At 74.7% G+C, this 23,739-nt stretch carries 29 protein-coding genes; 21 read left to right on the top strand and 8 right to left on the bottom strand.

The window, feature by feature from the left end; genetic code table 11:
- Positions 1-40 precede the first annotated feature (40 nt).
- Complete coding sequence (locus tag J2S66_RS02515) at positions 41-172, top strand: hypothetical protein (RefSeq protein ID WP_310303241.1); 132 nt, start codon at positions 41-43, stop codon at positions 170-172.
- Here the strand turns inward: J2S66_RS02515 and J2S66_RS02520 are convergent.
- Positions 153-1,340 carry an ROK family transcriptional regulator gene (locus J2S66_RS02520; RefSeq protein ID WP_374726062.1) on the bottom strand — a complete coding sequence of 396 codons (1,188 nt, stop codon included), beginning with the start codon at positions 1,338-1,340 and terminating at the stop codon, positions 153-155. The genes J2S66_RS02515 and J2S66_RS02520 overlap by 20 nt on opposite strands.
- A 62-nt stretch (positions 1,341-1,402) precedes the next feature.
- On the opposite strand from J2S66_RS02520, the gene xylA reads away from it, so the two are divergent.
- Positions 1,403-2,542: a xylose isomerase gene (xylA, locus tag J2S66_RS02525; protein WP_310303244.1), complete on the top strand. Its 1,140-nt coding sequence runs from the start codon at positions 1,403-1,405 to the stop codon at positions 2,540-2,542.
- A complete protein-coding gene (xylB, locus tag J2S66_RS02530; RefSeq protein WP_310303247.1) occupies positions 2,542-3,921 on the top strand; it encodes a xylulokinase in 1,380 nt (459 codons plus the stop codon). The genes xylA and xylB overlap by 1 nt, the downstream gene beginning before the upstream one ends.
- Positions 3,922-3,953: 32 nt before the next feature.
- Here xylB and J2S66_RS02535 read toward each other — a convergent pair whose 3' ends face one another.
- Positions 3,954-4,742 carry a ZIP family metal transporter gene (locus J2S66_RS02535; protein WP_344960426.1) on the bottom strand — a complete coding sequence of 263 codons (789 nt, stop codon included), beginning with the start codon at positions 4,740-4,742 and terminating at the stop codon, positions 3,954-3,956.
- Between J2S66_RS02535 and J2S66_RS02540 the strand changes: the two genes are divergently transcribed.
- Positions 4,741-5,748 (top strand): NAD-dependent epimerase/dehydratase family protein, encoded by a 1,008-nt coding sequence (locus J2S66_RS02540; RefSeq protein WP_310303254.1) that lies wholly within the window; start codon positions 4,741-4,743, stop codon positions 5,746-5,748. The genes J2S66_RS02535 and J2S66_RS02540 overlap by 2 nt on opposite strands.
- A 189-nt stretch (positions 5,749-5,937) precedes the next feature.
- Here the strand turns inward: J2S66_RS02540 and J2S66_RS02545 are convergent, their stop codons facing one another.
- A complete protein-coding gene (locus J2S66_RS02545) occupies positions 5,938-6,216 on the bottom strand; it encodes a DUF6480 family protein (protein ID WP_306745336.1) in 279 nt (92 codons plus the stop codon).
- Between the two features lie 61 nt (positions 6,217-6,277).
- On the opposite strand from J2S66_RS02545, the gene J2S66_RS02550 reads away from it, so the two are divergent.
- Genes J2S66_RS02550 through J2S66_RS02565 form a run of 4 tightly spaced genes read left to right on the top strand, consistent with a single transcriptional unit; the run spans position 6,278 to position 8,340 of the window.
- Positions 6,278-6,853 (top strand): nucleotidyltransferase, encoded by a 576-nt coding sequence (locus J2S66_RS02550; RefSeq protein ID WP_306745335.1) that lies wholly within the window; start codon positions 6,278-6,280, stop codon positions 6,851-6,853.
- The gene (locus J2S66_RS02555; protein ID WP_306745334.1) at positions 6,850-7,104 is read left to right on the top strand and encodes a BON domain-containing protein; all 255 of its coding nucleotides are present in this window, start codon (positions 6,850-6,852) and stop codon (positions 7,102-7,104) included. Before J2S66_RS02550 ends, J2S66_RS02555 begins: the two co-directional genes overlap by 4 nt.
- On the top strand, positions 7,101-7,829 hold the full coding sequence (locus J2S66_RS02560; RefSeq protein ID WP_310303259.1) for a metallophosphoesterase family protein: 729 nt from the start codon (positions 7,101-7,103) through the stop codon (positions 7,827-7,829). The genes J2S66_RS02555 and J2S66_RS02560 overlap by 4 nt, the downstream gene beginning before the upstream one ends.
- Positions 7,830-7,833: 4 nt before the next feature.
- Entirely contained in the window at positions 7,834-8,340 is a 507-nt protein-coding gene (locus J2S66_RS02565; RefSeq protein WP_310303262.1) for a hypothetical protein, read from the top strand.
- Positions 8,341-8,638: 298 nt separating this feature from the next.
- Here the strand turns inward: J2S66_RS02565 and J2S66_RS02570 are convergent, their stop codons facing one another.
- The gene (locus J2S66_RS02570) at positions 8,639-9,157 is read right to left on the bottom strand and encodes an SRPBCC family protein (RefSeq protein ID WP_310303266.1); all 519 of its coding nucleotides are present in this window, start codon (positions 9,155-9,157) and stop codon (positions 8,639-8,641) included.
- A gap of 160 nt (positions 9,158-9,317) precedes the next feature.
- Here J2S66_RS02570 and J2S66_RS02575 point away from each other — a divergent pair, with 160 nt between their 5' ends.
- The 9 genes from J2S66_RS02575 to J2S66_RS02615 are packed head-to-tail and all read left to right on the top strand — an operon-like array spanning position 9,318 to position 16,258.
- Positions 9,318-9,833, top strand: coding sequence for a D-glycero-alpha-D-manno-heptose-1,7-bisphosphate 7-phosphatase (locus J2S66_RS02575; protein WP_310303268.1), 516 nt, complete (start codon positions 9,318-9,320; stop codon positions 9,831-9,833).
- Positions 9,830-10,822 carry a glycosyltransferase family 9 protein gene (locus tag J2S66_RS02580; protein ID WP_310303271.1) on the top strand — a complete coding sequence of 331 codons (993 nt, stop codon included), beginning with the start codon at positions 9,830-9,832 and terminating at the stop codon, positions 10,820-10,822. Before J2S66_RS02575 ends, J2S66_RS02580 begins: the two co-directional genes overlap by 4 nt.
- The gene (locus J2S66_RS02585) at positions 10,819-11,697 is read left to right on the top strand and encodes a glycosyltransferase (protein ID WP_310303274.1); all 879 of its coding nucleotides are present in this window, start codon (positions 10,819-10,821) and stop codon (positions 11,695-11,697) included. The genes J2S66_RS02580 and J2S66_RS02585 overlap by 4 nt, the downstream gene beginning before the upstream one ends.
- Positions 11,694-12,944, top strand: a complete 1,251-nt coding sequence (locus tag J2S66_RS02590; protein WP_310303277.1) for a glycosyltransferase — start codon at positions 11,694-11,696, stop codon at positions 12,942-12,944. The genes J2S66_RS02585 and J2S66_RS02590 overlap by 4 nt, the downstream gene beginning before the upstream one ends.
- The gene (locus J2S66_RS02595) at positions 12,941-13,516 is read left to right on the top strand and encodes a D-sedoheptulose-7-phosphate isomerase (RefSeq protein WP_310303280.1); all 576 of its coding nucleotides are present in this window, start codon (positions 12,941-12,943) and stop codon (positions 13,514-13,516) included. Before J2S66_RS02590 ends, J2S66_RS02595 begins: the two co-directional genes overlap by 4 nt.
- A complete protein-coding gene (gene rfaE2, locus J2S66_RS02600) occupies positions 13,513-14,841 on the top strand; it encodes a D-glycero-beta-D-manno-heptose 1-phosphate adenylyltransferase (protein WP_310303284.1) in 1,329 nt (442 codons plus the stop codon). Before J2S66_RS02595 ends, rfaE2 begins: the two co-directional genes overlap by 4 nt.
- Entirely contained in the window at positions 14,842-15,525 is a 684-nt protein-coding gene (locus J2S66_RS02605) for an SDR family oxidoreductase (RefSeq protein WP_310303287.1), read from the top strand.
- A 10-nt stretch (positions 15,526-15,535) separates the two neighbouring features.
- Positions 15,536-15,712, top strand: coding sequence for a hypothetical protein (locus J2S66_RS02610; protein WP_310303290.1), 177 nt, complete (start codon positions 15,536-15,538; stop codon positions 15,710-15,712).
- Between the two features lie 39 nt (positions 15,713-15,751).
- Entirely contained in the window at positions 15,752-16,258 is a 507-nt protein-coding gene (locus J2S66_RS02615; RefSeq protein ID WP_310303293.1) for a DUF6328 family protein, read from the top strand.
- A 48-nt stretch (positions 16,259-16,306) separates the two neighbouring features.
- Here the strand turns inward: J2S66_RS02615 and J2S66_RS02620 are convergent, their stop codons facing one another.
- Positions 16,307-17,479, bottom strand: a complete 1,173-nt coding sequence (locus tag J2S66_RS02620; RefSeq protein ID WP_310303296.1) for a zinc-dependent alcohol dehydrogenase — start codon at positions 17,477-17,479, stop codon at positions 16,307-16,309.
- Positions 17,480-17,565: 86 nt separating this feature from the next.
- Between J2S66_RS02620 and J2S66_RS02625 the strand changes: the two genes are divergently transcribed.
- Positions 17,566-18,387: an SDR family oxidoreductase gene (locus tag J2S66_RS02625; RefSeq protein WP_310303299.1), complete on the top strand. Its 822-nt coding sequence runs from the start codon at positions 17,566-17,568 to the stop codon at positions 18,385-18,387.
- Here the strand turns inward: J2S66_RS02625 and J2S66_RS02630 are convergent.
- Positions 18,384-18,779: a ChaB family protein gene (locus J2S66_RS02630; RefSeq protein WP_310303302.1), complete on the bottom strand. Its 396-nt coding sequence runs from the start codon at positions 18,777-18,779 to the stop codon at positions 18,384-18,386. The genes J2S66_RS02625 and J2S66_RS02630 overlap by 4 nt on opposite strands.
- 60 nt (positions 18,780-18,839) lie before the next feature.
- Between J2S66_RS02630 and J2S66_RS02635 the strand changes: the two genes are divergently transcribed.
- Positions 18,840-20,204, top strand: a complete 1,365-nt coding sequence (locus J2S66_RS02635) for an aldehyde dehydrogenase family protein (RefSeq protein ID WP_374726181.1) — start codon at positions 18,840-18,842, stop codon at positions 20,202-20,204.
- Here J2S66_RS02635 and J2S66_RS02640 read toward each other — a convergent pair.
- A complete protein-coding gene (locus tag J2S66_RS02640; RefSeq protein ID WP_310303308.1) occupies positions 20,201-20,803 on the bottom strand; it encodes a response regulator transcription factor in 603 nt (200 codons plus the stop codon). The two genes, J2S66_RS02635 and J2S66_RS02640, sit on opposite strands and share 4 nt — an antisense overlap.
- Entirely contained in the window at positions 20,800-21,927 is a 1,128-nt protein-coding gene (locus tag J2S66_RS02645) for a sensor histidine kinase (protein WP_310303311.1), read from the bottom strand. Before J2S66_RS02645 ends, J2S66_RS02640 begins: the two co-directional genes overlap by 4 nt.
- A 108-nt stretch (positions 21,928-22,035) precedes the next feature.
- Between J2S66_RS02645 and J2S66_RS02650 the strand changes: the two genes are divergently transcribed.
- Both J2S66_RS02650 and J2S66_RS02655 read left to right on the top strand, forming a co-directional pair.
- Positions 22,036-22,947, top strand: a complete 912-nt coding sequence (locus tag J2S66_RS02650; protein ID WP_310303315.1) for an ABC transporter ATP-binding protein — start codon at positions 22,036-22,038, stop codon at positions 22,945-22,947.
- Positions 22,944-23,690, top strand: coding sequence for an ABC transporter permease (locus J2S66_RS02655; protein ID WP_310303318.1), 747 nt, complete (start codon positions 22,944-22,946; stop codon positions 23,688-23,690). The genes J2S66_RS02650 and J2S66_RS02655 overlap by 4 nt, the downstream gene beginning before the upstream one ends.
- The last annotated feature ends 49 nt before the right edge of the window (positions 23,691-23,739 follow it).

Raw genomic sequence — 23,739 nt, forward strand, 5'->3', positions numbered from 1 at the left:
CACGGTGTGACGAACTCGCCCGACAAGTCCGATTCCTGCGGTGAGGCACGGTCCCGTGCCCCGCCTGATCGCGATCGCCGCCCGCCGGCCGGTCGTCGTCGCCTCGGTGGAGGGCGACGTGGAGGGGACCTACCGGGCGCTGCTCGCGGCGCTCACGCCAGCGCGGCCGTGACGTAGGGGTCCGGGTCGGCGAGGATCGCCCGCACCGCGCTGCCCGCCGCGCCCCGCACCGCCGCCTCCGCGCCCAGCGACGAGGCGACCACCCGCACCGGGGACCACTCGGCGCTGACCACCCGCCGGTCCAGCTCGGCGCGCAGCGGTCCGCGCAGCCACGGCTCCAGCCGCGCGTAGGTGCCGCCGAGCACCACGGTCGGCAGGTCGAGCAGGTTCACGGTGCCCGCGAGCGCCACGCCGAGCCACTTCGCGGCGGTCCGCACGGCCGCGGTCGCCGCCTTGTCGCCTGCGGCGAGCGCCGCCAGCAGCTCCTCGACGCCCGGCACGCCCGCCGCCCGCACGATCGGGTCCTGCCCGGCCAGGCGTTCCAGGCAGCCGCGCGAGCCGCACCCGCACTCGGGGCCGCGCGGGTCGACCGACAGGTGGCCCAGCTCGCCGCCGAACCCGGACACGCCCTCGAACAGCCGGCCGCCGACCACGATGCCCGCGCCGATGCCGATCTCGCCGGAGATGTGCACGAAGTCGTCGGACGCGTCGCCGTGCCACAGCTCGGCGAGCGCCGCCAGGTTCGCCTCGTTGCCCACGAGCACCGGCACGTCCAGGGAGACCCGCCTGGTCAGCTCGCCGCGCACGTCCACCTCGCGCCACCCCAGGTTGGGCGCGACCCGCAGCGTGCCGCCCGCGACCTCGACCAGGCCGGGCACGGCGACCCCGACGCCGCCGATCGGCACGTCCTCCCGGGCCGCCGTGCGCACCGCCGAGGCGACCTTGGCCAGCACCCGGGCGGGGGAGGAGTCGCGGTTGTCGCTGCGCCGCAGCCAGCGGGCGCGCACCCGGCCGGTGAGGTCGACCAGGCAGGTGGCGAGGTAGTCCACGCCGATCTCGACGCCCAGGCCGTGCGGGCCGGTGGGGGACAGGTGCAGGGCGGTGCCGCGCCGGCCGGGGCCGGACCGGGTCTGCGCGCCGCCCTCGGCCACGAGGTCGGCGCCGATCATCCGGTCGACCAGGCTGGACACGGTGGCCTTGGTCAGGCCGGTGCGCGCGGCGACGGCGGCGCGGGACGAACCGGGCGCGTCCGCGATGGCGTCGAGCACCAGGGCGGAGTTGTGCCGGCGCACGGTGTGCTGGCTCGCCGGCTGCGGTCGGGGCACTGGCGGTCTGGACACCACTGGATACTAGCCGCAAAGTGGGTTAAGTTTAGGCATCAAACTTATTTGGAGGTGTCCTCGTGTCGGACAAGTTCAGCTTCGGTCTGTGGACGGTCGGCTGGCAGGGGCGTGACCCCTTCGGCCTCGCGAGCCGCCCCGTGCTCGACGCCCCCGTGGCGGTGCGCAAGCTCGCCGAGCTCGGCGCGTGGGGCATCACGTTCCACGACAACGACCTGGTCCCGTTCGGCGCCGACGCGGCCGAGCGCGACAAGCGCGTCTCCGCGTTCCGGGCGGCCCTCGACGAGACCGGCCTGGTCGTCCCCATGGTGACCACCGACCTGTTCACCCACCCGGTGTTCAAGGACGGCGGCTTCACCAGCAACGACCGCGGCGTCCGCCGGTTCGCGCTGCGCAAGGTGCTGCGCAACCTGGAGCTCGCCCACGAACTGGGCGCCGAGACCATCGTGCTGTGGGGTGGCCGCGAGGGCTCCGAGGTCGACGCGGGCAAGGACGTGCGCGCCGCCCTCGACCGGTACCGCGAGGCGCTCGACACCATCGCCGCCTACTCCGAGGAGCAGGGCTACGGGCTCAAGTTCGCCCTGGAGCCCAAGCCCAACGAGCCGCGCGGCGACATCCTGCTGCCCACCATCGGCCACGCCATCGCGTTCATCAACGAGCTCGACCACCACGAGCTGTTCGGCGTGAACCCCGAGGTCGGCCACGAGCAGATGGCGGGCCTCAACTTCGTCCACGGCATCGCGCAGGCGCTGTGGCAGGGCAAGCTGTTCCACATCGACCTCAACGGCCAGAAGGGCCCCCGCTACGACCAGGACTTCGTCTTCGGCCACGGCGACCTGCTGTCCGCGTTCTTCCTGGTCGACCTGCTGGAGAACGGCGGCTACGAGGGCCCGCGGCACTTCGACTACAAGCCGCTGCGCACCGAGGACCTCGACGGCGTGTGGGACTCCGCCGCCGCCAACATGCGCACCTACAAGATCCTGCGCGAGCGGGCGGCGGCGTTCCGCGCCGACCCCGAGGTGCAGGAGGCGCTGAAGTACAGCGGCGTCTACGAGCTGGCCGAGCCGACCCTGGCCGAGGGCGAGTCGATCGCCGACTTCATCAAGGCCGACGACATCGACCCGGAGGCCGCCGCCCAGCGCGGGTTCGGCTTCGTCAAGCTCAGCCAGCTGGCGCTCGAACACCTGCTGGGCGCGCGCTGATGGCGCTCGTCGCGGGCGTCGACTCGTCCACCCAGTCGTGCAAGGTGGTGGTGCGGGACGCCGACACCGGCGCCCTCGTGCGCGAGGGGCGTGCGGCGCACCCGGCGGGCACCGAAGTGCACCCGCACGCGTGGTGGGACGCGCTCCAGGCGGCCATCGCGGACGCGGGCGGGCTCGACGACGTCGAGGCGGTGTCGGTCGCCGCGCAGCAGCACGGCATGGTGGTGCTCGACGAGGCCGGCGAGGTCGTCCGCCCGGCGCTGCTGTGGAACGACACCCGGTCGGCGGGCGCGGCGGTCGACCTGACCGCCGAGCTGGGCGGGCCGGCGGCGTGGGCGGAGGCGGTCGGCAGCGTGCCGGTGGCCTCGCTCACCGTCACCAAGCTGCGCTGGCTGGCGACGAACGAGCCGGAGGCGGCCGCCCGCGTGGCGGCCGTCTGCCTGCCGCACGACTGGCTCACCTGGAAGCTGTCCGGGCAGACGTCCCTCGACGCCATCACCACGGACCGCAGCGACGCCAGCGGAACCGGCTACTGGTCACCATCCACAGAGGACTACCGGCCGGACCTGCTGGAGCTCGCGCTCGGCCGGGTCGTCGCGCTGCCGCGCGTCCTGGGCCCCGCCGAGCTGACCGCCGGTCGGTTCGGCGCGGGCGCGGGCGACAACGCGGGGGCGGCCCTGGGCGTGCAGGCGCGACCCGGCGACGTGGTCGTGTCCATCGGCACGTCCGGCACCGCGTTCGCGCGGTCGTCGCGGCCGATCGCCGACGGCACCGGCACCGTCAACGGGTTCGCCGACGCCGAGGGCGGCCACCTGCCGCTGGTGTGCACGCTCAACGCCTCGCGGGTGCTCGACGCGACGGCCCGCGTGCTCGGGGTGGGCCTGGACGAGCTGTCCGCGCTCGCCCTGGGCGCGCCGGCCGGCGCGGACGGCCTGGCGTTCATCCCCTACCTGGAGGGGGAGCGGACGCCGAACAAGCCGGACTCGACCGGCGCGCTGCACGGCCTGCGGCTCGACACCATGACCCCGGCCCACCTGGCCAGGGCCGCGGTCGAGGGCCTCGTGTGCAGCCTGGCCGACGCCGTCGACGCCCTCGTGGCGCTGGGCACCCCCGTCGAACGGGTGCTGCTCATCGGCGGCGGTGCCCGGTCCGCCGCCGTGCGGCAGGTGGCGGCGGCCGTGTTCGGGTGCCCGGTCGTCGTGCCGTCGCCCAGCGAGTACGTCGCCGACGGCGCCGCCCGCCAGGCGGCGTGGGCGGCGAGCGGCCTCGCCGAGGCCCCGCTGTGGTCGGACCTCGCGTCCACCACCGTGGAGGCCGAGCCGACGCCGTGGGTGCGCGAGCGCTACGCGTCCGCGCGCGACCTCACCGTCGACCGCTGAGATCCGGGGGCGCCCCGCCGGGGGCGCCCCCGTCACGCGTGGGACAGGGCGAACGCGGTCAGGAAGCCCGCCACGGTCACCAGGCCCACGAGCAGGTGCGCGTCGTCGAACGCCTCCGGGATCATCGTGTCCGCCACCATCGACAGGATCGCGCCGCCGGCGAACGCGGTGATCCCCGCCAACCACACCGGCGACACCCCCGCCAGCAGGCCGTACCCCAGCATCGACGCCAGGCCGCTGACCAGGGCGATCCCCGTCCACAAGCCGAAGACGTAGCGGCGCGAACGGCCCGCCCGGCGCATGCCCGCGGCCGACGACAGGCCCTCCGGCACGTTCGAGATGAACACCGCGGCCACGGTCACCGCGCTCACCCCGCCGCCCGCCAGCAGGCTCGTCCCGATCACCACCGACTCCGGGATGCCGTCGAGCAGCGCGCCCACCGCGATGGCCGTGCCAGACCCGGCCTGCTCCGACTCCGACGGCTGCTGACCACCCGACCGCTTGCGGTGCCGCGCACCGCGCCTGGCCAGCAGCACGTTCGCCCCGGTGTAGACCAGCGCGCCCAGCGCGGACCCCACCGCCGTCGGCAGCAGGCCGCCCAGCTCGTGCGCCTCGCCCACCAGCTCGAACGCCACCGCCGACATCAGCACGCCGCTGCCGAACCCCATCACCGCCGCCACCACGCCCCGCGGCACCCGCACCAGGTACCCGACGAGCGCGCCCACCAGCAGCGCCGACCCGGCCAGCAGCCCCCACCCCGCCGCCTCCAACACCGCGCCTCCCCGTGTCGCACCCGGCCCGCGCGGGTACTCGCCGCCCATGAGGATCGTCGTGACCGGCGCCACCGGCAATCTGGGCACCGCCCTGCTCCGCAGGCTCGCGGGCGAAACGGACGTCTCCGTGCACGGCGTCTCGCGCCGGCCACCCCGTGACGAGGACGCCTACCGCGGCGTCGAGTGGACACCGCTCGACCTGAGCCGCGACGGCGCCGAGGAGCCGCTGACCGAGGTGCTGCGCGGAGCGGACGCCGTCGTGCACCTGGCGTGGCGCATCCAGCCGAGCCACGACGAGCGCGCCCTCTACAAGGCGAACGTGGCCGGCAGCGACCGCGTGTTCACCGCCGCCGTGGCCGCGGGCGTGCCGCACCTGGTGCACATGTCGTCGGTCGGGGCCTACTCGCCGGCCGCCAAGGACCACACCGTGGACGAGAGCTGGCCGACCGACGGCGTGTCGACGTCCTACTACAGCCGCCAGAAGGCCGCCGTCGAGCACATCCTCGACCAGGTCGAGCGCGACCACCCGACGCTCACCGTCACCCGCGTCCGCCCCGGCCTGGTGCTCCAGCCGCAGGCCGCCGCCGAGATCAAGCGCTACTTCCTCGGCCCGCTCGTACCGAACGCGCTGTTCCGGCTGAGGACGCCCGTCCTGCCGCTGCCGCGCTCGATGGTCCTCCAGTTCGCGCACGCCGACGACGTGGCCGACGCCGTGGCCAGGGTCGTGGCGGGCCGCCACGGCGGCGCGTTCAACATCGTCTCCGACCCGGTCGTGACGCCGGAGGTGCTGGCCGGCGTCCTCGGCGCGCGGCACGTGCCGATCCCGCCGACCGCCCTGCGCACCGCCGCCAAGATCACCTGGCACCTCCGCCTCCAGCCCACCTCCCACGGCTGGGTCGACCTGGCGCTCACCGTCCCCCTGCTGGACGCCACCCGCGCCCGCGAAGTCCTCGGCTGGACCCCGGCCCACGACGCCCGCGACGCCCTGCGCCAACTCCTGACCGGCCTGGCCCACGAACAAGGCCTACCGGCCAGCCCCCCTCTCCACCCCTGACCACCCCGCGAGTCGTAAGCCCAGCCCGCGCGAGTCGTACGGTCGCCACCCGTGAGTTCTACGTTCACGACCAGCGTCGCCCGTTCCCGCCGGTCCCGAATGCAGAACTCGGAGATCCTGAACCTACGACTCGCGGGGTCTGAACTTACGACTCGCGCGGGCTGGACTTACGACTCGCGGGGCTGTGGGTCAGAAGGTTTTCGACCAGCCCATGATCTCGGCGACGATGAAGGCCAGCACCAGGACGGTCAGGATCGAGACCAGGACCAGGGTGATGACCGGCCCGCGACGCGACGGCATCGGCTGGGGGTGCGACAGGCCGGACGTCTGACCGGCGTCGGGCGGCGTCTCGCCGGGCGGCACCCCGCCACCGGGCTCCAGGCCGGGGGTGCGCTCCGGCTCGGGGTGCGGCGGCGGTGCGCCGCCCGGCGTGCGGGAGGTGTCGGGATCGGGCGGTGTGCCAGTCATACCGCCGTGGCTACCCCGCTCCGGCCGTGTGAACCACCACCCCGACGGGTAGTCCACCCGCATGAGCGGTGTCCAAGACGAGTTGCTGCGGACGTTGACCAAGGTGGCCAAGGCCCTGCGCGCGAAGGGCATCCCGTTCGCCCTGGCGGGCGGGTGCGCCGTGTACGCGAGGGGAGGCCCCGCGACCGAGCACGACGTGGACATCCTGGTGCGCGAGGAAGACGCCCAACCCGCGGTGAGCGCGCTCGTGGCGGAGGGCATGAGGGCCGCCACGCCGCCCGAGGACTGGTTGCTCAAGGTGTACGACGGTGACTCGTTGGTGGACCTCCTGTTCCGCCCGAACGAGATCCCGGTGACCGACGAGACGCTGTCCCGCGCCGAGGAGCTGGCAGTCGGTTCCGTGTCGCTGCCGGTGATGCCCGCGACCGAGGTGATGATCAGCAAGCTGCTCGTGCTCGACGGGCACCGGTGCGACTTCAGCGAGCTGCTGCCGTTCGCCCGCGCCCTGCGCGAGCAGATCGACTGGGAGAAGGTCAGGGAGGCGACGAAGCACTCGCCGTACGCCGAGGCGTTCCTGGTGCTCGTCGAACGCCTCGACCTCCTGCACACGACGACGTTGACCGGGAGCACGCGATGACCGCAGAGCCCGAGCAGTACCTGTCGGCCCGGCTGCGCCGCGCGCTGGCGGAGGACCCGCGCACGACGGAACAGGGTGTGCGGGTGACCGTGCGAGGTGACCACGTGATGCTGTCCGGGACCGTGGCGAGCGCCGACCGGCGCGAGGCCCTGGAGGCGGTGATCCACGACGTGGCGCCCGAGTTGACCGTGTTCGACGACGTGAAGGTGGTGTCGGTCGACGCGCCGGCCGGCCGGGAGGAGCTGCGATGATCCGCATCGCCGCGGTGGGGGACGTGCACCTGGGCGAGGACGCGCGCGGCCGCATGAGGCCCGCGCTGGAGCAGTTGGGCGAGTGCGCCGACGTGCTGCTGCTGGCGGGTGACCTGACCCGGCACGGCACCGTCGAGGAGGCGCGGGTGGTGGCCGACGAGTTCACCGGCCTGCCCGTGCCCGTGGTGGCCGTGCTGGGCAACCACGACCACCACGACGACAAGCCCGCCGAGGTGACGCAGGTCCTGCGCGACGCGGGCCTGCACGTGCTGGAGGGCGAGACGGCGACGTTCCGCGTGGACGGCCACTCGCTCGGCGTCGCCGGCGTGAAGGGCTTCGGCGGCGGGTTCGCCGGCAAGTGCGGCAGCGCGTTCGGCGAACCCGAGATGAAGGCGTTCATCAACCACACGACCGGCATCGCCGACTCGCTGCGGACGGCGCTGGACAGCCTCGACACCGACGTGAAGGTCGCGCTGACGCACTACGCCCCCGTGCCCGACACGCTGCGCGGCGAGCCGCCGGAGATCTACCCGTTCCTCGGCTCCTACCTGCTGGGCGAGGCGATCGACGCCACCGGCACGACCCTCGCCGTCCACGGCCACGCCCACTTCGGCACCGAGCACGGCATGACCCCGGGCGGCGTGCGGGTGCGGAACGTGGCCCAACCCATCCTGCGGCAGGCGTACACCGTCTACTGCGTGGAACCCGCCGTGGTGGAGGTGTAGATCGATGGAGGAAACCAGGACCGGAGGTCCGTCCGTGGTGTGGGCGGGACCCGCCGACGCCCCGACGGTGGTCGTGCTCGACCCGGCCGGCGTCGGGGTGCACGGCGACCTGCCCGCCACGTGGCGGCCGTTGACGGAGTACCTGCAGGTCATGTGGTGCCGACTGCCCGCGTCCGAGGCCGGCGAGGTGGACGAGGTGCTGCGCGAGTTCGAGGGTCGCGCCGTGCCGGTGCACGTCGTGGCGGGCGCGGCGGCGGGGGCGGAGGTGGGCGAGCTGGTGAAGCGGCACGACGGCCTCATCACCTCCGTCCAGACGTTCGCGGCCCCCGTGCCGCTCGGTCACCCGGAAGTGGTTCTGGAGGTGCTGCGGGAGCTGCTCGAACACGGGGTGGAGCCGCCCGCGGCACCGACCGGCGACTCGCCGGCACCGCAGAAGTCCCTGCTGGGTGACGCTGCGTCGGCGTTGCGGCAGTCGGTGAGGTCGCTGTTCACCCGCTTGGCCGACAACTGAACGAGTGATGTCGTAGGGCCCGCAGACCGGGTGGTCTGCGGGCCCTACGACGCACGACGGGACGGCAGGGCGGGGGCGACGGCAAGACAGGGCGACAAGGGGAGCGGGTACACCGGGGGGCGACACCGGGGGCGCACGCGACGAGGCCCCGCGGACCGGGTCCACGGGGCCTCGAACGTCGTCTCGCCGTGCTGCTACCGCCGCACCCGGCGCTACACCACTTCCAGCGGCGGCCTGGGGGAGGGGATCGGCACGGCCGACCCGCTCCGCCCCCGCGGGGGCGGGACCGCTCGGCCGGTCATCGCAGCGGGTCGCCCGGACGGCCGCCGTCGGGCAGGTCGTGGCGCGTCTCCCCGGCCTGCGGGGGGCGTGCGACGTCACCTCGCCAGGCACCGGTCTCGGCACCGCGGCCCTCGATGAACTCCTTGAAGCGGCCCAGGTCGCCGGACACGCGGTGCTCCACCACGCCCAGCGCCGAGCCGGCCTTCTCGATCAGCGTCTGGGGGTCGTACTCCATCTGCACGTGGACCCGGGTGTGCCGGTCGTCGATGCGGTGGAACGTCACCACGCCGCCCTGCGGCGGGCCGTCCACGGTGTGCCACGCGACCCGCTCGTCCGGGTGCTGCTCGGTGATCTCCGCGTCGAACTCGCGGGTAACGCCACCGATCTTGGTCACCCAGTGGGTGCGGGTGGGGGTCACCTGGGTGATGCTCTCCACACCCTCCATGAACCGCGGGAACGACTCGAACTGCGTCCACTGGTTGTACGCGGTCGTGACCGGGACCTCGACGTCCACGGACTTCTCGATCGTCGTCACTGTACTTGCACCCTCTCGTAGGGAAACGAGTTCGAGCACTGGTTACCCCCGCTCCGGCGTCCCACACATCACCGGCCCGCATCGCCGATCGGGTGAGTGACGGTGAGTAGCGCTTCTCCGGAAAGCGTTTGGTTCGATTCCCGCCGGCTAACTCTCCTCTGTGGACCAGTACCCCGACGCGGTTCTGTTCGATCGTGACGGCACGCTCATCGAGGACGTGCCCTACAACGGCGACCCGGCGAAGGTCGAGCCGATGCCCGGCGCGCGCGAAGTCCTGTGCCTGCTGCGGGCGCACGGCGTGCGCACGGGCGTGGTGAGCAACCAGTCCGGTGTCGGACGGGGCCTCATCACCGACGGGCAGGTCGCCGCCGTCAACGCGCGCGTCGAGGTGCTGCTGGGCCGGTTCGGGACGTGGCAGGTCTGCCCGCACGCACCGGACGACAGGTGCTCGTGCCGCAAACCCTTGCCGGGCATGGTGACCCGGGCGTGCGAAGTGCTGGGCGCCCGCCCGGAGCGCACCTACTTCATCGGCGACATCGAGGCGGACGTGAAGGCGGGCCTGGCGGCCGGCGTCACGCCGATCATGGTGCCCACCCCCGTGACGTTGGCCGACGAGGTCGACCGCGCGCCGCACACCGCCCGGGACCTGCGCGGCGCGCTGGCGATGATCCTATGAGGACGATCGTGGCCCGGCTCGACAGCGACGGCGACGTGCTGCTCGCGGGGCCGGCGGTCCGGGCCGCCGCGCACGCGGGCGAGGTCGTGCTGCTGTGCGGGCACGCGGGCGCGCAGGCCGCCGAGCTGCTGCCGGGCGTCGACCGGGTCGTGCGCTGGGACTGCCCGTGGATCACCGCCCCCGCGCCCGAGGTGCGCGCACCGGACGTCGAGGGCGTCGTGGCCCTGCTCAAGGGGATCCGGGCCGACGTGGCGCTGATCCTGACCTCGTTCCACCAGAGCCCGCTGCCGCTCGCGCTGCTCCTCAGGCTCGCCGGCGTGCCGAGGATCGTCGCCCGCTCGACCGACTACCCCGGTTCCCTGCTGGACGTCCGGCTGCGCGACGACCCGGACCTCCCCGAAGCCGAACGCGCGCTGGAGGTCGCCCGCGCCGCCGGGTTCGAGCTGCCGCCCGGCGACGACGGCCGGCTCGCCGTGAAGACCCCACCGGAGAGCACCGAGGTCGGCCCGTACGTGGTGCTGCACCCCGGCGCGTCCGTGCCCGCCCGCGCCTGGTCGCCCGACCGGTGCGCCCAGGCGGTCGCCGCCCTCACCGCCGCCGGGCACCGGGTCCTGGTCACCGGCGGCCCCGGCGAGACCGAGCTGACCAGGCACGTCGCCGGCGAGCACGGCGTCGACCTGGGCGGGCGCACGACGTTCGCCGAACTCGCCGGGCTGCTGGCCGGCGCCGACGCCGTCGTGGTCGGCAACACCGGTCCCGCGCACCTGGCCGCCGCCGTCGGCACGCCGGTGGTGTCGCTGTTCTCGCCGGTCGTGCCCGCCGCGCGCTGGGCGCCGCACGGCCCGCACGTCCTGCTGGGCGACCAGCACGCCCCGTGCCGGGGCTCACGCGCTCGCGAGTGCCCGGTCGCCGGGCACCCGTGCCTGGACAGGGTGACGCCCGACCGGGTCGTCGCCGCCGTTACCGACCTGGTGGGGGTGCGGACGTGAAGATCCTGCTGTGGCACGTGCACGGGTCCTGGACGAACGCGTTCGTCCGGGGCGGCCACGAGTACCTGATAGCCGCCCCGCCCAAGGGCATCGGACTCGCCGGCCGCGACTGGCCCGCCGCGCGCGAGGTCGACGTCGCGGGCGCGGAGGCCGACGTCGCCGTGATCCAGCGGCCCGAGGAGATCGGCTGGGTGCCGAGCGGCATCCCGGTCGTCTACCTGGAGCACAACACGCCGAAGCACCCCAACCAGGTGCACCCGCTGAAGGACTGGCCGGGCACGATCGTGCAGGTCACGCACTTCAACGACCTCATGTGGGACTGCGGCGACACGCGCACCGCGGTGATCGAGCACGGCGTCGTCGACCCCGGCCACCGCTACACCGGGGACCTGGCCCGCGCGGCCGTCGTGGTCAACGAGCCGGTGCGCCGCGGGCGCGTGGTGGGCACCGACCTGCTGCCGCGGTTCGCCGAGGTCGCGCCGCTGGACGTGTACGGCATGGGCACGGAGGAGCTCGGCGACATGGGCCGCGGCGACCACGACCTCGACTCGCTGCACCGGGAGCTGGCCCGGCGGCGCGCCTACGTGCACCCCGTGCGGTGGACCTCGCTCGGCCTGTCGCTGATCGAGGCCATGCACCTGGGGATGCCGGTGGTGGCGCTGGCCTGCACGGAGGTGGTGCGGGCCGTGCCGCCGGACGCGGGCGTGGTGTCCACGGACGTGGACGAGCTCGTGCGCGGCCTGCGGGAGCTGGTCGCGGACCCCGCGCTGGCCGTGCAGCGGGGCAAGCAGGCCAGGGAGTTCGCCCTGGCCCACTACGGGCTCGACGCGTTCCTGCGGGCCTGGGACCGGTTGTTGACAGGAGTGAGCGGATGAGGATCGCGATGGTGTCGGAGCACGCCAACCCCCTGGCCGCCCTGGGCGGTGTCGACGCGGGCGGGCAGAACGTGCACGTCGCCGCGCTGTCGGCGGGCCTGGTCGCGCTCGGGCACGACGTGGAGGTCTACACCCGCCGCGACGACCGGCGGCAGCCCGAGCGGGTGCGCACCGCGCAGGGGTACGACGTGGTGCACGTGCCCGCCGGCCCGCCGCGCGCCGTGCCGAAGGACGAGCTGCTGCCGCACATGGGCGAGTTCGCCCGGTTCCTGGAGCAGCGGTGGGCCGCCGGGCGGCCCGACGTCGTGCACGCCCACTTCTGGATGTCCGGCCTGGCCTCGGTGCTCGCCGCGCGCGGGCTCGACGTGCCGGTCGTGCAGACCTACCACGCCCTGGGCACGGTGAAGCGCCGCCACCAGGGGGCCGACGACACCAGCCCCGCGCAGCGGATCGGCACCGAGCGGATGATCGGCCGCGAGGTCGACCTCATCGCCGCGACCTGCGAGGACGAGGTGGGGGAGCTGGTGCGCATGGGCGTGCACCGGTCGAAGGTCACCGTCATCCCGTGCGGCGTGGACCCGGCGCGGTTCCACCCCGAGGGACCCGAGGCGCCCCGCAGCCGGATGCACCGCGTGGTCACCGTCGGCCGGCTCGTGCCGCGCAAGGGCTTCGCCGACCTGATCACCGCGCTGCGCTCGCTGCCCGGCACCGAGCTGGTGGTGGCGGGCGGACCGCCCGACGTCACGTCCGACCCCGAGGCGCGCCGGCTGCTCGCCCACGCCGACCGGATGGGCGTGCGCGACCGGCTGCGGCTGGTCGGCCGGGTGTCGCGCGACGACATGCCCGCGCTGCTGCGCTCGGCCGACGCGGTGGCGTGCGTGCCGTGGTACGAGCCGTTCGGCATCGTGCCGCTGGAGGCCATGGCCTGCGGCGTGCCCGTCGTGGCGACCGCCGTGGGCGGCCTGGCCGACACCGTCGTGCACAACGTGACGGGCGTGCTGGTGCCGCCGCGCGAGCCGCTGGCACTGGCCCGCGCGCTGCGCTCGCTGCTGGCCGACCGGGCGCGCCGCGAGGCGTACGGCATCGCGGGCAGCGACCGCGTCGCCGCCCGGTACTCCTGGGACCGCATCTCCGAGAACACCCAACGCGTCTACCAGCGGGCGATCGACGGCCGGACGGGCACGGGCCGGGCAACCGCCGGCCGGGCGCCCGCGGGCCGCGCCGTCGCCGTGGGAGGAACCCGATGAGCGTGGAAACGCACCTGGACGGACTCGCCCGGTCGCTGGCCGCGCTGCGCACCCAGGCGCCGAGGCTGACCCGCTGGGGCGGTGTCCTGGCGCGCCGGCTCGGCGACGGGGGGCGCCTGCTCGCCGCGGGCAACGGCGGGTCCGCCGCCGAGGCGCAGCACCTGACCGCCGAGCTGGTCGGCCGGTTCCGCGACGACCGGCGGCCGTTCTCCGCCATCGCGCTGTGCGCGGAGACCTCCAGCGTCACCGCCATCGGCAATGACTACGGCTACGACCAGGTGTTCGCCCGGCAGGTCACCGCGCACGCCCGGCCGAACGACGTGGTGCTGCTGCTGTCCACCAGCGGGCGCAGCGCCAACCTGCTGGAGGCCGCCGCGGCGGGCCGGGAGGCGGGCGCCCACGTGTGGGCGATGACGGGCGCCGCGCCGAACCCGCTGGCCGACGCCGTGGACGAGGTGCTGGCGCTGCCCGGCGAGCCGGCGAACGTGCAGGAGGCGCAACTCGTCGCCGTGCACGCGCTGTGCGCGGCGTTCGAGGCCGCGCTGCCCTCCGGCCTGCGGAGCGCGTCGTGAAGCTGGCCGTCGTCGGCGACTGCCTGCTCGACGTGGACCTGGTCGGCACCGCCGAGCGGCTCTGCCCGGACGCGCCCGCGCCCGTGCTGGACGTGTCCGACGAGCACGTGCGGCCCGGCGGCGCGGGGCTGGCGGCGGCCCTGGCCGCGCGCGACGGCCTGGACGTGGTGCTGGTCGGCGCGGTCGCCGACGACGCCGACGGGCACCGGTTGCGCGCCGCGCTGACCGGCGTGCCCTCGGTGCTCGGCCCGACGAGCGCGGCCACCCCGGTCAAGACGAGGCTGCGCTGCGGCGGGCACTCGATCGCCCGCGTCGACCGGGGCGGCGGCCCCGGCGCGCCCCGCGTCACCGACGGGATGCTGGACGCGGTGCGCTCCGCCGACCTCGTGCTGGTCTCCGACTACGGGCGCGGCCTGGTGCGCGACGAGCGGCTGCGCGGTGTGCTGGCGGACGTGCCGGTGGTGTGGGACCCGCACCCGCGCGGTCCCGAACCGGTGCCCGGCGCGCGGCTGGTGACGCCCAACGCGGCCGAGGCCGCGGGGTTCAGCGGGCACGCCGACGCCGAGGACGCCGCCGCCGCGCTGCGCGGCCGGTGGCGTGCGCGGGCGGTCGTGGTGACGCGCGGCGCGGACGGCGCCCTGCTGCACGGCGGCGGCACCCCGGTGACCGTGCCCGCGCCGCGGGTGGCCGTGGCCGACCCGTGCGGCGCGGGGGACCGGTTCGCGGTGACCGCCGCCGCGCGGCTGATGGCGGGCGCGCCGCTGGACGAGGCGGTGGCGTCCGCGGTGACCGCCGCGGCGGACTTCCTGGCCCGGGGCGGGGCCGCCGGGTTCGCGGCGCGGGCGACCGTCCCGCGGGCCCGGGTCGGCGGCACGGGGCCGTCGAGCGGCGTGTCCGCCGTGGACGCGGTGCGCGCCCGCGGCGGCGTCGTGGTCGCCACCGGCGGGTGCTTCGACCTGCTGCACGCGGGCCACGTGCGCACCCTGCGCGCCGCCCGGTCGCTGGGCGACTGCCTGGTCGTGTGCCTGAACTCCGACTCGTCGGTGCGCCGCCTCAAGGGCCCGGACCGGCCGGTCACCCTGGAGCAGGATCGGGTCGAGGTGCTGCGCGCGCTGGACTGCGTGGACGACGTGCTGGTGTTCGGGGAGGACACGCCGGAGCGGCTGCTCGCCGACCTCCGGCCGGACGTCTGGGTCAAGGGCGGCGACTACACCGCCGACTCGTTGCCGGAAGCCGACCTGGTGCGCGAGTGGGGCGGGCGCACGGTCGTCGTGCCCTACCACCGGGGTCGGTCGACCACCGAGATGCTGTCGAGGAGGGGCTGAATGCTGGGTCAGGTGCTGGTGACGGGCGGCGCGTCCGGGTTGGGCGCGGCCGTCGTGCACGCGGTGCACGAGTTGGGCGGCACGCCGCTGGTGCTGGACAAGGCCGCGTCGTCGTCGTCCGAGGTCGCCGACTTCGAGTCGGTGGACCTGTCGGACACCCGGGCGGCGGAACGCGCCGTGCGGGCCATCGCCGAGCGCAACGGCGGCCTGCGGGCCGTGGTCACCGCGGCGGGGACCGACGCGTGCGGCAAGCTGGAGGACGTGCCCGCGAGCGACTGGGAGCGGGTGGTGATGGTCAACCTGCTCGGCACCGCCGCCGTGGTGCGCGCCGCGCTGCCGCTGCTCGGCGACGGCGGCCGGGTGGTGACCATCGCGTCCACGCTGGGCATCAAGGCGGTCGGCGACGCCACCGCGTACTGCGCCTCCAAGTTCGGCGTCGTCGGGTTCACCCGCGCGCTCGCCGCCGAGACCGCCGGGCGGGTCGGCGTGACGCTGGTGATCCCCGGCGGCATGCGCACGAGGTTCTTCGACGACCGCGAGGAGCAGTACCGGCCGCCGGACGACAGCAAGCTCAACCCGCCCGAGCGGGTGGCCGACGCCATCGTGTTCGCGCTGCGCCAACCCGAGGGTTGCGAGGTCCGCGAACTGGTCGTCGCGCACGCCGAGGAGGGTTCGTGGCCGTAGCGGCGTCCCGGTGGACACCGGCCGGGCGTTCGCCCGCGTGCCGCCGCTCGACCCGGACGACGTGACGCGCCTGCCGGACCGGTCGCCGTCCCGCTTCTCCCCCGCCACGCGGGAGAAGCGGACGGCACCGGCGCACTTCCCCACGACCCTGGATCACTTCGGGTTGTCGTTCACCACCCGTCGGTAGGAGTGGTTAACCTTGTCGGGTGATGGGTATGTGGTCGCCGTGAGTCAGGCAGAGGATTCCCACCAGCGAAGACTCGCCCGCAACCTCAACGAGCTGTTGCAGGAGTTGCGGGTGGCGCAGGCGGGCGTGCAGATCCTGTTCGGCTTCCTGCTGTCCATCGCGTTCACCGACCGGTACGCCCACGCGGACAACTACGTCCGCGTGACGCACCTCGTCACGATCCTGTTCGCCGCCCTGTCGATAGCGCTGCTCACGGCCCCGGCCGCCTGGCACCGCATCCTCTTCCGCCGGGGCAGGCGCGAGGACGTCATCGAGGTCGCGAACCGCTTCGCCATCTGGGGCCTGGCCAACCTGGCGGTCGCCATGACCGGCACCGTGCTGCTGCTCGCCGAGGTCGTCGTCGGCGGCCCGTGGGTGATCGTCCTGGGCGCCTTCGCGGCCCTCCTCTTCGGCACCCTGTGGTTCGCCCTCCCGATCCGGGAGCGCAACCGCGACTCGACCGACGAGGACGACGAGCCCGAGGACGAAGAGGACCGCAGCGAGTGAGCCCCGGTCGCGGGTCCCCCGGGGGACCCGCGACCGGGACGGCGGACGTCACGGGTGCAGGAGCACCTTGATGGCATTGTCCTGCTTCTTCTGGAAGATCTCGTACGCGTGCGGCGCCTCCTCCAGCGGCATGTGGTGGGTGGCGAAGGTGTCCACGCCCAGCGGGTCCTCGTCGGTCAGCAGGGGCAGGATCTCCGGCACCCAGCGCCACACGTTGGCCTGGCCCATCCGCAGCTGCACCTGCTTGTCGAACAGGGTCAGCATCGGCAGCGGGTCGGCCATGCCGCCGTACACGCCGGACAGCGAGATCGTGCCACCCCGTCGGACGATCTCGATGGCCAGTCGCAGCGCGTGCAGCCGGTCCACGCCCGCGGTCGTCATGAACCTCGCCGCGATGGCGTCCGGCAGCAGCCCCATCGCCTGGTGGGCGAGCTTCGCCACCGGCGCGCCGTGCGCCTCCATGCCCACCGCGTCGACCACGGCGTCCGGGCCGCGCCCGCCGGTCAGCTCGCGGATGTGGTCGACCAGGTGGCTGTCGCGCACGTTCAGCACGGTCACGCCGTGCGCGCGCGCCCGCTCCATCCGCTCGGGCACCAGGTCGACGCCGATGACGGTGCCGACGCCCCGGTGCTGGGCGATGCGCGTGGCCATGTCGCCGATCGGCCCGAGGCCGAGCACGACCAGCGAGTCCTTCGCGTCCGCGTACTCGACGGCCTGCCACGCGGTGGGCAGCACGTCGGACAGGAACACGAACCGGTCGTCCGGCGGGCCGTCCGGCACCTTGATCGGCAGCGTGTTGCCGAACGGCACCCGCAGGTACTCGGCCTGCCCGCCCGGCACCTGCCCGTACAGCTTGGTGTAGCCGAACAGCGCCGCGCCCGAGCCGTGCTCGCGGACCTGCGTCGTCTCGCACTGCGACTGCAACCCCTGGGCGCACATGAAGCACGTGCCGCACGAGACGTTGAACGGGATCACCACCCGGTCGCCCGGCTTCACCTCGGTCACGTCGGCGCCCACCTGCTCGACCACGCCCATCGGCTCGTGGCCCAGGATGTCGCCGGCGTCGATGAACGGACCCATCACCTCGTACAGGTGCAGGTCGGAACCGCACAACCCGGTGGAGGTGATCCGCACGATCACGTCGGTGGGGTCCTTCAGGATCGGGTCGGGCACGCTCTCCACGCGCACGTCCCGCTTGCCGTGCCAGGTGACGGCCTTCATCGAAACTCCTCTCGACCTGATGTGGTCACCCGGAGGCGTTCCCGGGACGGCGTATGGCAAACCCGAACAGGGGTACCCGCGCGGCCATGAACGCACCTCTTCCCCAGGACCGGGCCGGCGCGCCGCTGCGCGCCGTGGTGACCGGCTCCGACTCCGGTATCGGCAAGGCGATCGCGGTGGCCCTCGCGGGCGGCGGCGCGGACGTCGGCATCACGTTCCACGAGGACGCCGAGGGCGCCGAGGACACCGCCGCGCAGGTGCGCGAGCGGGGCGTGCGGGCGGCCGTGCGGCGGCTCGACCTGACCGACCTGCCCACCGCGGCGGCGGTCGTCGACGAGCTGGCCGAGGAGCTGGGCGGCATCGACGTGCTGGTGAACTGCGCCGGCACCGGCAGCTCGCAGAAGGCGCTGGACATGGACTTCGACACGTGGCGCTCGGTGCTGTCGGTCGACCTCGACGGCGCGTTCCTGTGCTCCCAGCGCGCCGCCCGGCGCATGGTCGAGGCCGGTCGCGGCGGCCGGATCATCAACATCACGTCCGTGCACGAGCACCAGCCGAAGGTGGGGGCGGCGCCGTACTGCGCGGCGAAGGCCGGCCTGGGCGCGCTGACGAAGGTGCTGGCGCTGGAGCTGTCCGAGCACGCCATCACGGTGAACTCGGTGGCCCCCGGCGAGATCTCCACCCCGATGACCGGCCAGGAGGACGCGGACCCGCGCGAGGAGCCGCGGCCCGGCGTGCCGCTGGGGCGCCCCGGCCACGCGGCGGAGGTCGCGGCGGTGGTGGCCTTCCTGGCCACCCCGGCGGCCGGCTACGTGACCGGGGCGTCGTTCGTGGTGGACGGCGGCATGACGCTGATGGGCCCGCAGGCCAGCCAACTGCTCGCCGACCACGGCTGGCGCACGCCCTAGGAACGCGCCTTCGCCGTCTTGCGGTCGTTGGCCTTCCGCAGCGCTTCGACCAACTCCTGCTTGGTCATGGTCGACCGGCCCGGCACGTCCAGCCGCTTGGCCAGTTCGTACAGGTGGGCCTTGCCGGCGTTGGCGTCCACGCCGCCCGCGGTCTTCCCCCGCTTCGGGGTGCCGCGGGCGGCCTGCTCGTCCGACGGGCCCTTCTCGGCCTTCGGCTCCCAGTGGTCGCCCACCTTCTCGAAGGAGTGCTTGAGCGCGGAGAACGCGGTGCGGTGCGCCCGCTCGCCCTCGCCGTAGGTCTCCACCGCCGAGTCGTGCGCCTTGATCCAGGTCCGCTGCGCCTTCTTCGGCGAGCGGGCGACGGTGCCGGGCAGCTCCTGACGTCCGGGCATGGCTCCTCCTCGCAAGTGGTTTCTCTTGCACCCCACGGGTACCCCGCTCCCATGACGGACATGCGCGTGCCGACCCTGGACGTCCACAGCCCGCTCGACGGCCGGTTGGTCGGCCGTCCGCTCGCCGCGACGGACGAGGACGCCGCCGGCGCCGTGCGCACCGCCCGCGAGGCGCAGCCCGGGTGGGCCGCCACGCCCGCCGCCGACCGGGGCGCCGCGCTCCGGGCCGCCGCGCGCGCCGTGCGCGACGCCGCCGACGACCTGGCAGCCGCCGTGCAGGCCGAGACCGGCCGCCCGTTCGGCTCCGCGCGCGAGGGCGTGCTCGCCGGGGCGTCCACACTGGAGCAGTACGCCGAGCTGGGACCGGTCCACCGGGGACGGTCGCTGCTCGGCGGGCACGACGCCACCGACCTGATGGTGCCCGGACCGCGCGGCGTGGTCGTGGCGCTGACACCGTGGAACGACCCGGTCGCGGTGGCCTGCGGCCTGCTCGGCGCGGCCCTGGTGACCGGTAACGCCGTCGTGCACAAGCCCAGCGAGCGCTGCCCGCACACCGGCGCGCTGCTCGCCGAGCTGATGGTCCAGCACTTCCCGCCCGGCGTGCTCCAGGGCCTCACCGGCGCGGGCGAGCTGGGCGCGGCGCTCGCCGCCTCGCCCGACGTCGACGTCGTCGCCCACGTCGGCGGCACCGCGACCGGCCGGTCCATCGCCGCGGCCTGCGCCGCGACCGGCGCGAAGGCGCTGCTGGAGAACGGTGGCAACGACCCGCTGGTCGTCGACGCGGACGTGGACCCGGCGTGGGCGGCGGCGCAGGCGGCGCTCGGCGGGTTCACCAACGCGGGCCAGCTGTGCACCTCCGTGGAACGCGTGTTCGTGCACCAGGACGTCGCGGAGGCGTTCCTGGAGGCGCTGTGCGACGAGGCCCGCCGCTGGAACGCCGACCCGCAGCCGCTGGTGGACCGCGCGCACCGCGACCACGTGCACGCGCACGTCGCCGAGGCCGTCGCCGACGGCGCGCGAGCGCTCGTGGGCGGCGAGGTGCCCGACGGCGACGGCGCGTTCTACCCGGCGACCGTGCTGGCCGGCTGCACGCCCGGCATGCGCGTGATGCGGGAGGAGACGTTCGGGCCGGTGGTCCCGGTGCGCGTGGTGCCGTCGTTCGAGCAGGGCCTCGCGGAGGCGTGCGCGGACGAGCACGGCCTGGCCGCGACCGTGCTGACCGGGTCGATGGCCAACGCGCAGCGGGCGTGGCGGGCGCTGCCCGTGGGCACGGTGAAGGTCAACGCCGTGTTCGGCGGCGCGCCCGGCGGTGCCGCGCAACCCCGCGGCGCCTCCGGCACCGGCTTCGGCTACGGCCCCGAGCTGCTCGACGAGATGACCGCGGTCAAGGTCGTGCACCTCGGCCAGGCGCAGCTCAGGGACTAGATCCAGCCCTCGTCCCAGGCCAGCCGGGCCGCCTCGTAGCGGGTGCTCACGCCCAGCTTCGTCATCGCCGACGACAGGTAGTTGCGCACCGTCCCGGACGCCAGGTGCGCCTCGGCGGCGATGGCCGCGACCGTGCCGCCGCCCAGGGCGTGCCGCAGCACGTCCAGCTCGCGCGCGGTGAGCGGGCACGTGCCCTCGGTCAGCGCCGCGGCGGCGATCTCGGAGTCCACGTACCGGCGGCCCGCGTGCACGTCCCGCAGGATCGACGCGAGCTGCGCGGCGGGCGTCGTCTTCGGCACGAACCCGCGCACGCCCGCGCTCAACGCCCGCCGCAGCACACCGGGCCGGGCGTGCCGGGTCACGATCACCACCGCCACCCCGTCCAGCGCCCGCACCGCCTCGGCGGCCAGCACCCCGTCCAGGCGGGGCATCTCCAGGTCGAGCACCGCGATGTCCGGCCGGTGCGCGCGCACCGCCGCCACCGCCGCCTCCCCGTCGCTGACCTGCGCCACGACCGCGATGTCGTCCTCCAGTTCCAGCAGCGCGGCCAGCGCGCCCCGGATCAGGTCCTCGTCGTCGGCGAGCACCACCCGGATCACCGGCCGACCCCCGCCGTGCCGACCAGCTCGAACGCGTCGCCGGCGCTGTCGGCCTCGACCCGACCGCCGACCGCCGCGAACCGCTCCCGCAGGCCCGCCAGCCCGGCGCCCGGCTCGCCCACCTCGTCCGGGCGCACCCCGTCGTTGCGCACCCGCACGCGCGTCCGGCCGTCCTCCACGGTGATCGCCACGTCGCAGCGCCGGGCCCGGCTGTGCCGCAGCACGTTCGTCGTGCCTTCCCGCACCAGCGCGCCGAACAGCGGCTGGAGCGGCGGCGGCACGTCGGCCGCGTTGCCGTCCACGGCCGTCTCGATGCCCGCCGCGCGCAGCACGCCCACCGCGTTCGCGATCTCCAACCCGAGGCTGGCCCGCCGGTAGCCCTGCACCACGTCGCGCGTCTCGCGCAGCGCCGTGCGCGCCAGCTCCGCCACCTCGCCCGCGTGCTGCCGCGCCAGGTCGTCGTCGCGGCCGACGAGCCGCTGCGCCAGCTCGCCCTTGAGCGCGATGGCCTGGAGGTGGTGGCCCTGGATGTCGTGCAGGTCGGCGGCGAACCGCAGCCGCTCCTCGGCCACCGCCAGCTCCTCGGCCGTCCGCCTCGCCTGCTCCAGCTGCTGCGCCAGGTCCCAGACCCACAGCTGCGCCAGGTCCGCGAACACCAGCGTCACGATCATGACGACGGCCAGCACCACCGCGGGCGTGCGGTCCTCGCCGCCGAGCAGCGCGCCCGCGACGACCGTGACGACGCCCGCCAGGACCACGACCGGCCACCGGGTCCGCGCCGGCAGCGTCGCCGCGACGTGCGCGATCACCAGGCCGGGCAGCATGGCCCAGCCGATGAGGAACCCGCCGCTGCTCGCCATCACCGACCACGCCGCCAGCGCCACCGCGAACGTCGCCGTGTGCTCCCACAGCCGCGGCTCGCCCCGGCCCAGGCCGCTCATCGCCTGGTGCAGGTAGCGGGTGTGCTGCACCACGACGATCACCACGGCCAGCGCCAGCAGCAGGGACTTGACCAGGCCGTGGCGCCCCTGGAGGAGGTCCAGACCGGTGCCCAGGGCGACGAGCACGCCGCCCGCCACCACCGAGCACCACGTGTAGCGCCGCAGGCGGCGCAGAGCAGTCACCGTGCGAATGTACGAGTCGCGACGCACGGCTGTCTGCTGACATCTGTCACAGGGGTCCGTGCGCCGCGGCACTACTGGCCGACGGCGACGCCGACGAGCATGGTCGCCATGAGGAACACCGTGATCGACGTGACCGGCCTGCGGTGCCGCTACGGCGACTTCGAAGCCGTCCGGGGGGTCGACTTCGAGGTCGTCCAGGGCGAGCTGTTCGCGCTCCTCGGGACCAACGGGGCGGGCAAGACCACGACGATGGAGGCGCTGGAAGGGCTGCGCGCGCCGTCGGCGGGCACCGTGCGGGTGCTCGGCGGCGACCCGGTCCGCGACCGCGCGGCGCTGCGGCGGCGCACCGGGATCATGCTCCAGGACAGCGGCTTCCCGGCCGACCTGACCCCGGCGGAACTGGTGGCGATGTGGGGCGCGGTGAGCGGTCGCCGGGCGGGGGAGGACGTGCTGGAGCGCCTCGACCTGGCGCACCGGCGCGACGTGCGGGTCAAGCAGCTCTCCGGCGGCGAGCGCCGCAGGCTCGACCTGGCCCTCGCCGTCCTCGGCCGGCCCGAGCTGCTGTTCCTCGACGAGCCCACCACCGGCCTCGACCCGGAGTCGCGCCGGCGCACGTGGGACGTGGTGCGCGGGCTGCTCGCCGACGGCACGACGGTCGTGCTGACCACCCACTACCTGGAGGAGGCCGAGACCCTCGCGCACCGGCTGGCGATCATGCACGAGGGCGTGGTCGCGGTGTCCGGCACGGTCGAGGAGGTGCTGGCCGCGCACCCTGCGCGGATCGCGTTCGACCTGCCCGGCGACCTCGACGTGGACGTCCTGCCGATGCTGGCGGGCGACGTGCTGCACCGGCCGTCCGGGCGGGTCGAGGTGCGCACCCCGGAACTCCAGGACGACCTGGCCGCGCTGCTGGCGTGGGCGACGTCGACCGGTCTCCGCCTGGGCCGCATCCGCGCCCACCACGCGTCCCTGGAGGACGTCTTCCACGCCGCCCGCACGACCGCAGGAGCCTCGGCATGACCACCACCGCGACCTCCCCGCCCGGCACGACCACCCCGCTCGGCGCGATCACCGCGCTGGGCGTGGCCGAGCTGAAGCTGCTGCTGCGCAACCGCACCGCCGCGACCCTGGCGTTCCTGCTCCCCCTGGCGGGCGGCGTCTACTTCGCCCTGGTGCTGTCCGGTGACGGCTGGGCGGCGGCCATCACGTTCCAGCTCCTGTTCACCCTCGGGTTCACCGTCTACCTCACGGCGACCACGGCCCTGACCGCCCGCCGCCAGGACCTGTACCTCAAGCGGCTGCGCACCGGCGCCGCGTCCGACGCCGTCGTGCTCACCGGGCTCCTGCTGCCGGTCGTCCTGCTGGCCGTGGCGCAGACCGCCCTGCTGCTGGGCATCAGCTTCGCGGCGGGCGCGCCGTGGCCCGAGCGCCCCGGCCTGTTCCTGCTCGCGGTCGGCGGCGGCGCGGCGATGTCGTGCGTGGCCGGCGTGCTGACCAGCGGCGTGACGTCCACGGCGGAGATGGCCCAGCTCACCACGGGCCCCTACTTCATCGCCCTGGTGTTCGGCAGCATGGTCGCCACGGCGGGCGAGGTGGACGACTGGGTCGCCTTCGTGCCGGGCGGGGCCATCGGCCTCCTGGTCCGCGCGGCCTGGGGAGGCCCGACCACCCAGGTCACCCTCGCCCTTCTCTCCCTGGCCCTCTGGACGGTGGCCGCCTACGCCGCCTCGACCCGCCTCTTCCGCTGGGACCCCCGCGCCTGACCCCGGAAAGCCCACCCCGACCGCGAGTCGTAAGCCCAAGCCGGGCGAG

The organism is Saccharothrix longispora, from assembly GCF_031455225.1.
Taxonomy (GTDB): domain Bacteria; phylum Actinomycetota; class Actinomycetes; order Mycobacteriales; family Pseudonocardiaceae; genus Actinosynnema; species Actinosynnema longispora.